Source organism: uncultured Sphingomonas sp. (genome assembly GCF_936927845.1).
In the GTDB taxonomy this organism is placed as follows: domain Bacteria; phylum Pseudomonadota; class Alphaproteobacteria; order Sphingomonadales; family Sphingomonadaceae; genus Sphingomonas.
Genome location: NZ_CAKZHV010000016.1, coordinates 1 through 12,501, shown reverse-complemented (window position 1 = coordinate 12,501; position 12,501 = coordinate 1). Strand labels below are relative to the sequence as shown.

The following is a 12,501-nucleotide window of genomic DNA, read 5'->3' as shown; positions in this document are numbered from 1 at the left end:
AGCTGGCCCCCGCAATATGAGGGCAACGCCGCTCCCGCGCGTAGATTCAACATACACGCCAGCGGTGCCGACAGGGCCTTGACCCTAACACGGTGTCATACCCTACATGCTCTCGGGTCGAAGGAGTCTTGCCATGAACGACCCTCATTCCCATTCCCAAGCCGGGGGTTGCGGCTGTTCGAAGCCTGCGCCTGAATCGGTCTCCACGCCCTCATCCTGTTGCGGGGGCGGCTCGGCCGCTCCCGCAAAGATCGAGCACGAACATCATCACACCGAAGCGGGCGGCTGCTGCTCGGGCAGTAAGGACAACGATGCCGCAGCAGCAGTGATCGACGCGGTGTGCGGCATGACGGTCGATCCCGCAAAAACGACACACCATGCCGAGCACGCTGGTCATGCCTATCATTTCTGTAGCGCAGGGTGCCGGAGCAAGTTTGTCGCCAATCCTGACGCCTATCTGAGCGATAAGCCGAAACCGGAGCCGATGGCGACGCCGGGGGCGATGTGGACGTGCCCGATGCACCCGCAAATTCGCCAGGAAGGGCCGGGAACTTGCCCAATCTGCGGCATGGCGCTCGAACCCGAAGAACCGTCGCTCGACGATACTCCCAACCCTGAGCTGGTCGACTTCACGCGCCGACTGTGGGTGGCGGGCGCGCTCACGATCCCGCTGCTCGTCGTCTCGATGTTCGCGGAAATGTTAGGCCTGCATGTGGTTAGCCCTGCGGCCTCGCCTTGGGTCCAGCTCGCACTCACCGCGCCGATCGTGCTGTGGGCGGGCTGGCCGTTTTTCGAGCGGGGGTGGACATCGCTTCGTACCCGCCATCTCAATATGTTCACACTGATCGCGATCGGCGTAGGTGCCGCCTTCCTCTATAGCGTGGTCGCGACGCTCGCGCCGGGCATCTTCCCAGCGACCTTCCGCACGCATGGGAGCATGGTTCCCGTCTATTACGAGGCGGCCGGCGTCGTGGTGACACTGGTGCTGCTCGGGCAAGTGCTCGAACTGCGCGCTAGGGCGGCGACAGGGCGCGCGATCCGCGCTCTCATGGATCTCGCCCCCAAGACGGCGCGACGCTTGCAGCCTGACGGTTCTGAAGAAGAAGTCGGGCTTGCCGACGTGGCAACCGGTGACCGGCTGCGGGTCCGCCCCGGTGAAGCCATCCCGGTCGATGGCGTCGTGGTCGAGGGTCGTTCGTCGGTCGACGAAGCCATGCTCACCGGCGAACCCGCGCCGGTCCTCAAGGAAGTCGAGGCGATCGTTACCGGGGGCACCGTCAACGGGACGGGCAGCCTGGTGATGGAAGCCCGCGCGGTTGGTTCGGACACGATGCTCGCGCGTATCGTCCGCATGGTCGCGGAAGCGCAGCGAAGCCGCGCCCCGATACAGGCGGTCGCCGATCGGGTTTCAGGATGGTTCGTGCCGCTCGTCGTGCTGATCTCGATTGCGACCTTCATCACTTGGTCGCTGGTCGGCCCTGAGCCGCGCATGGGCCATGCCCTGCTTAACGCCATCGCAGTGCTGGTGATCGCCTGCCCGTGCGCGCTCGGGCTCGCCACGCCCATGTCGATCATGGTCGGCACGGGACGCGGCGCTCAGGCCGGCGTGCTGGTGAAGAACGCGGAAGCCTTACAGGGGCTGGAAAAGGTCGATACCCTTGTCATCGACAAGACGGGTACGCTCACGGAAGGCAAGCCCAAGCTGATCGCGGTCGAGACGGTCAGCGCGGTCGGAGAGAACGACATGCTCGCGCTTGCCGCGGCCGTCGAAGGCCAATCCGAACATCCGCTCGCGCACGCAATCGTCGTTGCCGCCAAAGAACGAGGATTGCAGCTCGGCACAGTCGCGGACTTTGCCTCGCAAACCGGGCTGGGTGTCAGCGCCACGGTGGGCGGCCGCTCGGTCGTGATTGGCAATGCGGTGCAAATGAGCCGGATCGGCGCTGATCTCAAGCCGGTCGACGCCGCGGCCGATCGTCACCGTGGCGAAGGCGCGGGCATCATCCTCGTCGCGATCGACGGGGCGCTCGCCGGTCTGCTCGCAGTCGCCGATCCGGTGCGCGCATCGGCGCGCGACGCTATTGCCGCGCTTCGCAAGGAGGGCCTGCGGGTCGTCATGCTCACCGGCGACAATCGTGGGACGGCCGATGCTGTCGCGCGCGCCGTGGGCGGTCTTGATGACGTGCGCGCCGATCTGCTGCCGGAAGACAAGGCGCGTATCATCGGCGAGCTGAAAGCGAGCGGCGCAAGGGTCGCAATGGCGGGCGATGGGATCAACGACGCCCCGGCGCTCGCCGCCGCGGATGTCGGCTTGGCGATGGGAACGGGAACAGACGTGGCGATCGAAAGCGCCGGCATGACGCTCACGCGCGGCGATCTCTCGGCGATCGTGCGCGCCCGCAAGCTCGCTCGCGCGACGATGCGAAATATCCGCCAAAACCTGTTCTTCTCGTTCTTGTTCAACGGAATCGGCGTGCCGGTTGCGGCCGGCGTGCTTTACCCGGTTGCCGGTATCCTGCTGTCGCCGATGCTGGCCGGTGCAGCGATGGCGCTCTCGTCCTTCACCGTGGTCCTGAACGCACTGCGGCTCAACGCGGTAAAGCTGTGAACATCGGAGCGGCGTCGGACGCCAGCGGCGTCTCCCAACGCATGATCCGCCACTATGAAAAGATTGGTTTGGTGCCCGCGCCGCCACGGCGCGGGAACTACCGGGACTACGCCGACGCTGACGTTCATCGGCTGCGATTTATCGCCAACGCGCGCGACCTGGGGTTCCCGATCGAGGAAATCCGCACGCTGCTGGGGCTGTGGTCGGATCGCGATCGGTCGAGCGCGGAAGTGAAGACGCTGGCGGAAGCCCGCGCTGCCGAACTGGGCCGCAAGGTCCGCGTCTTGGACGCCATGCGCCGCTCGCTTACCGGGCTCGCCCAAGCCTGTCATGGCGATGATCGGCCTGATTGTCCGATCATCGAACGCTTGGCTGAATAACTTGCGCGGCTAACTTTTACTCCACTTGAGCGTGATCGTGCGTCGCACCGTTTCACGCGTTTCGCGCTGCGGCTTTGCCGCACCCCTCGATCGCCGCGCGGTTGGCCGTCACGATCCTGTCGGCCCCGACGATGGCGCGGAACGCGGTGGGACTGGCGCTCTGGATCATACGCTGCCCGGCTTCCCAGCGGGGCAAGTCGAGCGTCCGCGCCGCCATGCGCTCGGGCCATTGCCAGCTCGCCGGTGCGATCTCGCGCGCGACCAGGCCCGGCACGATCGCCCATGCGAGGATGCCGGCCGCCACCCCACCCAGGGCAAACCATAGCTGCCGATTCTTCTGGTCGGCGCGTGTCCATGCGGACCCGGCGATGGCGCGAAGATCGGCCATGATGCGGGCCTTGTCCTCGCCCGCCTTGGCGAGCGCCGCCTGATCCTCGCGCCGGGCGGCGCTGCCCGCCGCGGCGATGCGCTGCGCCATCTGCTCCGGCGTCATCGCCAGCGCCGGGGCCGCTTTCAGGAATTGGCCGATGCGCGCGACGTTCTCGCCTGCCGTGTTCACGTTCTGCTGGAGCACGCCAAGCGTCTCGGTATGGTCGGGTATGTCGATCGCCGCGCTCGGCCGCCAAGCCCTCCACGGCGCAGCGCCAGCTCGCCGCGCATGGCCTCGAACGCCTCGGCCGCGCCTGCTCCGCCCTGATCGTCCTCGTTCGTCACCTGTCGTGAGCCTGCAACCCGTGATATTCCTCCGAGTTAATCAAAGGAGACCCAACAATCACCGGACCGGTCATGCCTAAGACACCACACACGAAAGGCCCGGACGAAACCCTTTCTCTCCTCGCCGATCCCTATCGGTTCATCTCCAGGCAGTGCCAGCGCCTAGGCGCAAACGCTTTTGAATCCCGTTTCCTGCTGAAAAAGACCAACTGCCTTAAGGGGGCCAAGGCCGCCGAAATCTTCTACGATACGACCCGCTTCGAGCGCGAAGGTGCCATGCCGGTCGCTATTCAGAAGACACTGCTGGGCCAAGGCGGCGTTCAGGGTCTGGACGGCGAGACCCATCGGCACCGCAAGCAGATGTTCATGGGCCTGATGACACCAGAGCGCGTGCGGGCGCTGGCGCAATTGTTCGAGGCCGAGTGGCGCAGGGCGGTGCCGGGCTGGACGCGCAAAGGAGAGATCGTCTTCTATGACGAGTTGCATGAGCCGCTGACGCGAGCGGTATGCGCTTGGGCGGGAGTTCCTCTTCCGGACGATGAAGCCGGCAACCGCGCGGGCGAGCTGCGGGCGCTGTTCGACGCCGCCGGCTCGGCGAGCCCAAGGCATCTTTGGTCACGGCTGGCCCGTCGTCGCGTCGACGCATGGGCGAAGCGGATCATTGAAGGCATTCGGGCCGGGAGCATCGGCTCGGGCTCGGGGACCGCGGCTTACGCGATAGCCTGGCATCGCGACCGGCACGACGATCTTCTTTCGCCGCACGTCGCAGCGGTCGAACTGGTAAATGTCCTTCGCCCGACCGTCGCGATCGCAGTGTACATCACCTTCGTCGCCCACGCGCTGCAAACCTGTTCAGGGATCAGGGCGGCCTTGGTTCAGCAGCCGGACTATGCCGAGCTCTTCGTCCAAGAGGTCCGCCGATTCTATCCCTTCTTTCCCGCTGTGGTGGCGCGCGCGAGCCAAGATTTCGAGTGGGAGGGGATGGCCTTTCCGGAAGGGCGTCAAGTGGTGCTAGACCTTTATGGGAGCAATCACGACGCAGCGACCTGGGCCGACCCCCAGGAGTTTCGCCCTGAGCGTTTCAGGGCTTGGGACGAAGACTCCTTCAACTTCATTCCGCAGGGCGGCGGCGATCACTATCTCGGCCATCGCTGTCCCGGCGAATGGATCGTCCTCGCGATCATGAAGGTGGCGGCACACCTCCTCGTCAACGCGATGCGCTATGACGTACCGGACCAAGACCTGAGCATCGATTTCGCCAGGCTGCCAGCGCTTCCGAAAAGCGGCTTCGTGATGCGCAACGTCCACATAGGTGGCTAGGGCCGCGTGCCGTGGTGATGGTGATCGGCTCCGTTATCGACCGTTTGCGCGAGTACGGGGTGCGATGCGACATCTACGCAGTCGAATGTTGGTTCAGCAAGTCGATCACGGCGCACCTCGCCGCCCCGTCGCCTTCGCAACGGTCGATGGTCGCAGCCAGCAGGCTTTCTAGTTGCGCCAGATCCTCCATCTTAGCGCGCACACGCTCTAGATGGTGAGCCGCGATCTCGCGGACCTCACTGCATGACGCCTGCGCAGAACCGCCAAGAGACAGGATCGCGCGCACCTCGGCCGGGGAGAAGCCGAGTTCGCGCGCGCGACGGACGAACCCAAGTGCGCGGACGTGACCGGTCCCATATACCCGCCGCCCGCCGCTTGTGCGGGGTGGCGTTGCGAGAACACCAACGCGCTCGAAGTACCGGATCGTCTCGATATTCACGCCAGTCCGGCGAGACAGCTCGCCGATCGTGATGCTTTCCTCAACGCGCATATATTGCTTGCTCCTGTAGTCACTACAGGATGCATAACGGGCTAACCCGCTAGAGGCGATAGATGAACCAAGAGACCATCCCGCGTGAACCCCTAGGCGCACCAACGTCACGACGTCGCGCCGACACGGGGCTATCCGCCCTCGGCGCGCTTGCGAGCTTAGCCGCTGTTCTAGCTGCGGCGTCATGCTGCGTCCTGCCCCTCGCACTCGCGGCGCTCGGCCTGGGGGCGGGCCTGTCCAGCAACTTCGCCGCGCTGATACCACTACGGTGGCCGCTAACGGCGACCTCCCTCATCGGCTTGGCTGCTGGGTGGTGGGCCTACGCGCAGCGGCGGAGGTCCTGTGCTGGGGACCGGTCCTGCACAATGCCGCTGCCCTCGCGCGCGACACCTATCCTGCTCGCGATCGGAACGGTTCTGACGCTTATCGCGTTCGCCTGGGACCTCCTAGAAGCGCCGCTGATGAACGCGCTTTCCTGATGCAGCTCACCTCAACCCTGACCTGTCCCAAATGCGGCGGGGTGGCCACCGAAAGGATGCCCACCAACGCCTGCCAATTCTTCTATGATTGCCGGCATTGCGCGGTGGTGCTGCGGCCCCTGGCTGGCGACTGCTGCGTGTTCTGCTCATTTGGCGATGTCCCATGCCCTCCGATCCAGGAAGCGAAAGCAAACGGGACTGTGGCGGGCTGCTGCGGGTGAGGCGATAGCTTCACGTTTCTTCGTGAACTGGGGTCCTGCTCGCCAAGGTCGCGCAAGCGAAATTGCCTACTTCGGTCTTATTCGACCGGTTCCTGACCTGCCTCAACTGCTCATTTTCGAGAGGGCATTTGAACAGGATAGCATTTCGGGCGCTTCAAAAACCCTTGCTCCTCCAGTTGCTAGAGCATGTAACCGCAATTTGCTCTCCTGCGGACGGGGGGCTGGAGGTGGCTTTTTGACGGCCCGTGTTGAAGCAATCGGTATGTCTCGACGCTCATTAGTGGCGCGGCTGGTGGCCTGTGGAACCGGCTTGGTGCTCGGTTCTCCAACGCTCGCGCGACAGACTTCCCGGTCTGCGGCCTCGTGGAACTTCGGCGCGGCTCACCTCGAATGGGAGCCGCTGGAAGTCGGCACGGGTGATACCCTCCTTGTTTCGGCACAAGTGCGCGGAGTGCCGGCGCGGGCGGTGCTCGACAGTGGCAGCGGCGCGTCGATCATGAGCACGGCGCTCGCGACGAAGCTCGGCTTGAACAATGGTGAGCGGCGCATGATTAGCGGGCTGAGCGCCAAGGCCCCGGTGCTGCTGGTCCGCGACATCGACGTACAGCTCGCCCGCGAAACCCGTCGCTTACCCTTTGCCGTTGTTGGTGATCTGAGTTCAGTGTCGGCGGCCTTCGGACGACCGATCGACGTTCTCCTCGGTGCCGATATGTTCACGGGCAGCTGCATCGCGCTCGATTTCGCGAACAGGCGTATGGCGGTCGTCAAGTCAGGCACGTTTCTCGCCGGCCCCGACTGGCGCGCTGTCGCGCTCGGACGCGGTGCCAAGCAGGAGCTGTTCATCCGGGCCTCCGTCGAGGGCCTGTCTCCCGTGCCCTTGATGATCGATCTTGGCAGCTCGGCCGCGCTGATGCTCTCGTCGGCCTATGCCCGCGATCAAGGGCTGTTGAACGGGAAGCTCGTCTCGACCGCGGCGATCGGCGGCGTCGATGGCGTGCGGGTCAACGATGCTTTCACAACCCAGAACATCAACATTGAAGGGCTTGGCGTCTCGAACGTCCCCACACTCGGGATGAGAGCTTGGCTCTCCACCAGCACGGTTGGCAATGTCGGCCTACCGCTGATCGCTCAATTCGACGTGGTGTTCGACGTGACCGCCGGATTCGTGTGGCTCCGGCCACTCGGTCCTCGTCGTCGCCTGCCGATGCTGAAGGACCGTAGCGGCCTTGGCCTCGCAGCCTCACCAACGGCGCTCACCGTCGTTCATGTGGCGGCGAACAGTCCCGCGGAAAAGGCTGGCTGGGCGGTTGGCGACCGGATCGTGGCGGTGAACGGCCATTCGATCGATGCGAACTATACGCGTGGGGAGCTCTGGCAAGTGCGCTCCCGGCCTGCTGGCACCCTCGTAAAGCTGACGATAGCCTCGGGTGATGTGCGCGACCTCAGGCTAGCCGACTATTACTGATCGGCTTGAGGGTGGCCTTTGCCGATCGCCTTCATGATCCGACAATCGGCCATGCGCGCCTTGGTGCAGCTCTGGCTGAGCATTGCCAACTCATCCCGCAACACCGCGAGTTGCGCCAGCCTCTCCTCAACATCCTTGAGGTGCTGAGCAGCGATAGCTGAGGCGGCACCACAATCCTGGTCCGGGTTCTGCGCCAGCCCCATCAACGATCGTATTTCGTCGACCGAAAAGCCGAGCCGGCGACCGTTGCGGATGAAGTGCAAACGCTCGATGTCGCTGGCATCATAGGTTCTACGGCCCGACGCCGTGCGCGGGGCGGAGCGCAGCAACCCGATCGACTCATAAAACCGGATCGTCGTCACTTTTGTCGACGTCTCGCTGGCGAGCTGCCCAATCATCACCGGCTTCATCATGCCATCCTTGCTAATGCGAACGTGTCGCACATTTCGCTTGCTTCTACAGCGACTGGAGGTGGTAAGGAAGGCCGCATGAATGCTTCTACCGAAAGCTGCGGGTGCCACGGGGAGCCCGCGCGCGCGCAAACCGATCCGGCCTATCGCCGTGCGCTGCTGACCGTCGTGGTGCTCAACCTCGGCTTCGGAGTCGCCGAGCTGTTCGGCGGGTTCATCGCCGATAGCCAAGCGCTGAAAGCGGATTCCCTCGATTTTCTCGGGGACGGGTCGATCAGCCTTATCGGTCTTCTCGCGCTTGCCTGGTCCGCACGGGCGAGGGCAAAGGTCGCGCTGACGCAGGGGTTGTTTCTCGGTGCGCTTGGCGTGGGCGTAATCGGTTTCGCGATTTGGCGCGCCCTGAACGCAACCGCGCCGGATGCCGAACTGATGGGCACAATCGGCGTTGTCGCGCTCGCGATCAATGTCGTGTCCGCCTTGGTGCTTGCGCGTTTCCGGGAAGGGGACGCCAATGTTCGCGCGATCTGGCTGTTCAGCCGCAACGACGCGCTCGCCAATGTCGCGGTGATCGCCGCGGCCGGTCTGGTGGCGTGGACAGGAAGCGCCTGGCCGGACCTCGCCGTCGCCGGCCTCATCGCCCTCCTGTTCCTCCACTCCGCTTATGAAATCGTCACTGGCGCTCGGCGCGAACTGGGAGAGCGGTAGTGCGTCTGCTCACCTTGATCCGGGCAATGCTCTCGCTGCGGCTGCTCGCCGCGCTCGCTGCGCTGCTGATCCCTGCTGCGGCATTCGCCGAACCCGGCGACGTGCAAACCGCATGGCGGCTGCTCGACTATATGGCCGTCGATTATGGAGGCGCGGTCGCGAACGGTCGGATCAAGAGCGCGTCGGAATACGCCGAAATGAATGAGTTTGCCGCGTCGGTCTCGACACGGCTTCAAGGCCTGCCGGCGAAGCCGGAGCGCCAAGCCCTCATTCAGCGGGCCGCCAACCTCCAAGCGGTAATCGCGGAAAAGGGATCGACTGAACAGGTGGCAACACTGGCGCACGGGCTCGCGGCCGATCTGCTGCGCGCCTACCCGGTGCCGCTCGCGCCCGATAAGGCTCCGAACCTCGTCTCCGGCCATGCCCTGTTCCAACAATCCTGCGCGTCCTGTCACGGCATGACGGGCAACGGCCGTGGCCCCGACGCCGCCAAGCTCGCGACACCCCCGATCGCCTTTACCGATGCCGAACGTGCGCGCCAGCGCAGCGTCTTCGCGCTCTATCAGGTGGTGACGCAGGGCATCGACGGGACGGCGATGCAGAGCTTCGCCGATCTGCCGAACGATCAGCGCTGGGCGGTAGCATTCCGAGCCGGGAGCTTCGCCTTCACGGACGCGCAGGCGCGCGAAGGCGAGCGGCTGTGGAAATCCGATCCGACCCTTCGCCGTCGCATCCCGGACCTGAAAACCCTGGTCGCACTCACCCCGGCCGCGCTCGGCGCGGCGATCGGCGACGCCAAGGCTGACGCCGTGCTCGCGTTCCTGCGTCGCCACCCTGAACAGGTGATGCAACAGGCTCCCGGCTCGCTCGCGGTCGCCCGCGCCAAACTCGCCGAAAGCGTGGCCGCTGCCCGGCGTGGCGATGCGCGGATGGCAAAAGAGCTGGCGCTGTCAGCCTATCTCGATGGGTTCGAGCCGATCGAACCAACGCTCACCGCGCGCGACGCGACGCTGATGGGCCGAATCGAGGGCGCCATGGGGGAGTTCCGCGCCGCGATCGACCGGGGCGCATCGCCCGATGATCTCGCGGAGAAGGTCACGGTGCTGGGCGGCTTTTTCGATGATGCAGAAGCGGCGCTCGCGCCCGATGCCGCCACCGAGGCGTCCACGTTCCTGGGCGCGTTCACGATCCTGCTGCGTGAAGGGCTCGAAGCCCTGCTCATCGTCGTCGCCATGATCGCGTTCCTGCGTAAAGCCGAGCGCGGCGAGGCGCTGCGGTACGTGCATGGCGGCTGGGTCAGCGCGATCATCGCGGGCGGGATCACCTGGGCGGTCGCCACCTATGCGATCGGGATCAGCGGTGCGAGCCGGGAGCTGACGGAAGGGTTTGGCTCGCTGTTCGCCGCGGTCGTGCTGCTCTCGGTCGGGATTTGGATGCACGGCAAGGCGCAGGCCGATCAGTGGCAGCGCTATATTCGCGAGAAGATGTCGCGGGCGCTCTCGGGCGGGTCGGGCTGGTTCCTGTTCGGGCTGGCGTTCGTCGTAGTTTATCGCGAGGTCTTCGAGACGATCCTGTTCTATGCCGCGCTTTCGGCGCAAGGTGACAACGGGATGCTTCTCGCGGGGGCCGGGTCGGCGATTGGACTGCTCAGCCTGATCGCTTGGGCCATGCTTCGCTACAGTCGCAAGCTGCCGATCGCGCAGTTCTTCCGCTATAGCTCCTGGCTCATGGCGGTCCTGACCGTCGTGCTGGCGGGTAAAGGCGTCGCCGCGCTCCAGGAAGCCGGCCTTATCAACATCGCACCGCTCGCGGACGTGCCACGGCTGTCGATGCTCGGCGTGTTTCCCACTTGGCAATCGGTGCTGGCGCAACTCCTGATGGCGGTCGCCATTGCGGTCGGGTTCGCCTGGAACGGGCGCGACCGATCCCGCTCGGGTTCCGGCTCAGTGACCCTTGGTTCGAATTAGTGCAATGACATGAAAACCCTTCCGTGATAGAGGCAAGCTAGTGCGAGCCTTTTTGCCTTTCCTGACATGCCTGATGCTGGTCCTGACCAGCTTCTCCGGCATGGCCCATGCCGCCGATCTGGCGGGGGGAAGCATCGCGGGCATTGAGTTCACGGTCCATACCGCCGGTGACATCGATCAGGTGCCATCGGACTCGGACAAGAATGTCCCGCATCATCACAATTATTGTCACGGACACGACGTCGGCGCGCCTGCGCGCACGACGATGGAATATACCCCCGTCCTCACAGTGCCCAAGCCGACAATCTCCGCCTCTGCGTCGCTCGACGGCCGCACCGGCATGGTCCATTTGAGGCCCCCCCAAGCCTGACGTCCGATTTGGGCGTGCGTTGGCGCGCCCCTGTCGATCATCGTCAGGAGTCCTATTTTCATGAATCGTATCCTCGCGGCCATGCTGGCCGCAGCGTCTTGCGCCACGATGGCGCAGGCGCAGGTCGGACCGTCCGCGCCTGTTGCGCAGGATGCGCCGGTCTACACGCTTGACCAAGCGGTCAGTGCAGCGGGCGGTTCGGCCCCTGCTGCGGAAGCGGCGACAGCTGGAATCGACGCGGCCCGTGCAGGTCGCACAGTCGCCGGCTTGCGGCCCAATCCGGTGGTTCAAGGCCAAGTCGAGAATGTCATCGGCTCCGGGCCGTATCGGGGGGTCCGCAGCGCGGAAACCACGGTCGGCTTTGCGATCCCGATCGAGCTAGGCGGCAAGCGCGGCGCCCGCGTCGCGGTCGCCAATGCGCAATTGTCCCGGGCCGAGATCCAGGCCGCGATCATCGCGGCGGATGTCCGGCTTCAGGTAACGCAGCTCTATGTCGAAGCGGTCGCGGCCGATCGCCGGGTAATGACAGCCCGCGATCAGGCCCGGATCGCCAGCGATGCGCTGCGGGCCGCGAGCGTTCGCGTGCAGGCAGGGCGGGCATCGCCACTCGAGCAACAGCGCGCGGATGTCGCGCGTATCAATGCCGACGCCAATGTGGAGCGGCAGCTTCGCTTGGCCGAGGCGGCCCGCGCCAATCTGGCGCGTCGGATCGGACGGCCGATCGACGGCCTGCTCGATGACACGCTGCTCGATCGCCTTCCCGGTGTGAACGTCTATGGGCCGTTGGCACCGGTCAACACGACCGGCACACTCGCGCTGGCGGCAGCCAACGCGGATTTCTCCATTGCCGAAGCCGGCGTGCGGCTCGCGCGCGCCAATCGCGTGCCTGACCTGAACGTCGGGCCGTCGATCCGCCGCCTGGAAGCGACCAACGACATGGCGGCGGTGTTCAGCGTGTCGATCCCGATCCCGGTGTTCAACAATGGTCGCGCCGCGATTGCGCAGGCGACCGCGCAGCGGACCCAGGCGGATGCGCAGCGCCGCGTGACCGCGCTCGACATCGAACAGGCGATCACGGACGCGCAGGCGCAGGCGGCCAATGCCGCAACGACGGCTCGTGCGGCGTCGGGGCCGGCGCTGGCGGCTGCACAGGAGGCCGCCCGCATCGCGCGGATCGGCTATCGCGAGGGCAAGTTCGGCCAGCTCGAATTGCTCGATGCTGAACGCACGCTCGCCGAAACGCGGGTCGCCGCGATCGACGCGCTTGCCAATTACCAGAATGCCCGCGCGCAAGTGGAGCGACTGACCGCTCGTGCGCCCAATGGGGGGAATCAGTGATGAAGAGCTTTTATCTCGCGGGCGCGGCGTCGCT

General features: G+C 65.3%; 13 protein-coding genes. 10 read left to right on the top strand and 3 right to left on the bottom strand.

Annotation, left to right across the window (positions count from 1 at the left end; translation table 11 throughout):
* Nucleotides 1-133 precede the first annotated feature (133 nt).
* Nucleotides 134-2,608: a heavy metal translocating P-type ATPase gene (locus Q0579_RS02605; RefSeq protein WP_260449650.1), complete on the top strand. Its 2,475-nt coding sequence runs from the start codon at nucleotides 134-136 to the stop codon at nucleotides 2,606-2,608.
* Complete coding sequence (cueR, locus tag Q0579_RS02600; protein ID WP_017980795.1) at nucleotides 2,605-2,988, top strand: Cu(I)-responsive transcriptional regulator; 384 nt, start codon at nucleotides 2,605-2,607, stop codon at nucleotides 2,986-2,988. Before Q0579_RS02605 ends, cueR begins: the two co-directional genes overlap by 4 nt.
* 52 nt (nucleotides 2,989-3,040) lie before the next feature.
* Here the strand turns inward: cueR and Q0579_RS02595 are convergent, their stop codons facing one another.
* Complete coding sequence (locus Q0579_RS02595; protein ID WP_017980796.1) at nucleotides 3,041-3,562, bottom strand: DUF6118 family protein; 522 nt, start codon at nucleotides 3,560-3,562, stop codon at nucleotides 3,041-3,043.
* A gap of 212 nt (nucleotides 3,563-3,774) precedes the next feature.
* Between Q0579_RS02595 and Q0579_RS02590 the strand changes: the two genes are divergently transcribed.
* The gene (locus tag Q0579_RS02590) at nucleotides 3,775-5,022 is read left to right on the top strand and encodes a cytochrome P450 (RefSeq protein ID WP_017980797.1); all 1,248 of its coding nucleotides are present in this window, start codon (nucleotides 3,775-3,777) and stop codon (nucleotides 5,020-5,022) included.
* 73 nt (nucleotides 5,023-5,095) lie between these two features.
* Here Q0579_RS02590 and Q0579_RS02585 read toward each other — a convergent pair whose 3' ends face one another.
* Entirely contained in the window at nucleotides 5,096-5,512 is a 417-nt protein-coding gene (locus Q0579_RS02585; protein WP_017980798.1) for a helix-turn-helix domain-containing protein, read from the bottom strand.
* A gap of 62 nt (nucleotides 5,513-5,574) precedes the next feature.
* Here Q0579_RS02585 and Q0579_RS02580 point away from each other — a divergent pair, with 62 nt between their 5' ends.
* From Q0579_RS02580 to Q0579_RS02570, 3 genes are all read left to right on the top strand, one after another.
* Nucleotides 5,575-5,991, top strand: coding sequence for a mercuric transporter MerT family protein (locus tag Q0579_RS02580; RefSeq protein ID WP_017980799.1), 417 nt, complete (start codon nucleotides 5,575-5,577; stop codon nucleotides 5,989-5,991).
* Entirely contained in the window at nucleotides 5,991-6,212 is a 222-nt protein-coding gene (locus tag Q0579_RS02575) for a GDCCVxC domain-containing (seleno)protein (RefSeq protein ID WP_081609171.1), read from the top strand. Before Q0579_RS02580 ends, Q0579_RS02575 begins: the two co-directional genes overlap by 1 nt.
* Before the next feature lie 262 nt (nucleotides 6,213-6,474).
* A complete protein-coding gene (locus tag Q0579_RS02570) occupies nucleotides 6,475-7,677 on the top strand; it encodes an aspartyl protease family protein (RefSeq protein WP_081609172.1) in 1,203 nt (400 codons plus the stop codon).
* Here the strand turns inward: Q0579_RS02570 and Q0579_RS02565 are convergent.
* On the bottom strand, nucleotides 7,671-8,090 hold the full coding sequence (locus tag Q0579_RS02565; RefSeq protein WP_007406847.1) for a helix-turn-helix domain-containing protein: 420 nt from the start codon (nucleotides 8,088-8,090) through the stop codon (nucleotides 7,671-7,673). The two genes, Q0579_RS02570 and Q0579_RS02565, sit on opposite strands and share 7 nt — an antisense overlap.
* Nucleotides 8,091-8,165: 75 nt before the next feature.
* On the opposite strand from Q0579_RS02565, the gene Q0579_RS02560 reads away from it, so the two are divergent.
* The 4 genes from Q0579_RS02560 to Q0579_RS02545 all read left to right on the top strand — a co-directional run bounded on the left by Q0579_RS02560 (nucleotide 8,166) and on the right by Q0579_RS02545 (nucleotide 12,467).
* Nucleotides 8,166-8,792 (top strand): cation transporter, encoded by a 627-nt coding sequence (locus Q0579_RS02560; RefSeq protein WP_004212870.1) that lies wholly within the window; start codon nucleotides 8,166-8,168, stop codon nucleotides 8,790-8,792.
* Nucleotides 8,792-10,759 (top strand): cytochrome c/FTR1 family iron permease, encoded by a 1,968-nt coding sequence (locus Q0579_RS02555; RefSeq protein ID WP_020486673.1) that lies wholly within the window; start codon nucleotides 8,792-8,794, stop codon nucleotides 10,757-10,759. Before Q0579_RS02560 ends, Q0579_RS02555 begins: the two co-directional genes overlap by 1 nt.
* A 73-nt stretch (nucleotides 10,760-10,832) precedes the next feature.
* Nucleotides 10,833-11,129 carry a hypothetical protein gene (locus tag Q0579_RS02550; protein ID WP_017980802.1) on the top strand — a complete coding sequence of 99 codons (297 nt, stop codon included), beginning with the start codon at nucleotides 10,833-10,835 and terminating at the stop codon, nucleotides 11,127-11,129.
* 60 nt (nucleotides 11,130-11,189) lie between these two features.
* Nucleotides 11,190-12,467: a TolC family protein gene (locus Q0579_RS02545; protein ID WP_004212875.1), complete on the top strand. Its 1,278-nt coding sequence runs from the start codon at nucleotides 11,190-11,192 to the stop codon at nucleotides 12,465-12,467.
* Nucleotides 12,468-12,501 lie beyond the last annotated feature (34 nt).

Excerpts from the sequence above, each read along its gene's own strand:
- Q0579_RS02605 (WP_260449650.1), top strand. The coding sequence starts at position 134 with ATGAACGACCCTCATTCCCATTCCCAAGCCGGGGGTTGCGGCTGTTCG.
- Q0579_RS02590 (WP_017980797.1), top strand. The coding sequence starts at position 3,775 with ATGCCTAAGACACCACACACGAAAGGCCCGGACGAAACCCTTTCTCTC.
- Q0579_RS02585 (WP_017980798.1), bottom strand. The coding sequence starts at position 5,512 with ATGCGCGTTGAGGAAAGCATCACGATCGGCGAGCTGTCTCGCCGGACT.
- Q0579_RS02580 (WP_017980799.1), top strand. The coding sequence starts at position 5,575 with ATGAACCAAGAGACCATCCCGCGTGAACCCCTAGGCGCACCAACGTCA.
- Q0579_RS02575 (WP_081609171.1), top strand. The coding sequence starts at position 5,991 with ATGCAGCTCACCTCAACCCTGACCTGTCCCAAATGCGGCGGGGTGGCC.
- Q0579_RS02570 (WP_081609172.1), top strand. The coding sequence starts at position 6,475 with ATGTCTCGACGCTCATTAGTGGCGCGGCTGGTGGCCTGTGGAACCGGC.
- Q0579_RS02565 (WP_007406847.1), bottom strand. The coding sequence starts at position 8,090 with ATGATGAAGCCGGTGATGATTGGGCAGCTCGCCAGCGAGACGTCGACA.
- Q0579_RS02560 (WP_004212870.1), top strand. The coding sequence starts at position 8,166 with ATGAATGCTTCTACCGAAAGCTGCGGGTGCCACGGGGAGCCCGCGCGC.
- Q0579_RS02550 (WP_017980802.1), top strand. The coding sequence starts at position 10,833 with ATGCTGGTCCTGACCAGCTTCTCCGGCATGGCCCATGCCGCCGATCTG.
- Q0579_RS02545 (WP_004212875.1), top strand. The coding sequence starts at position 11,190 with ATGAATCGTATCCTCGCGGCCATGCTGGCCGCAGCGTCTTGCGCCACG.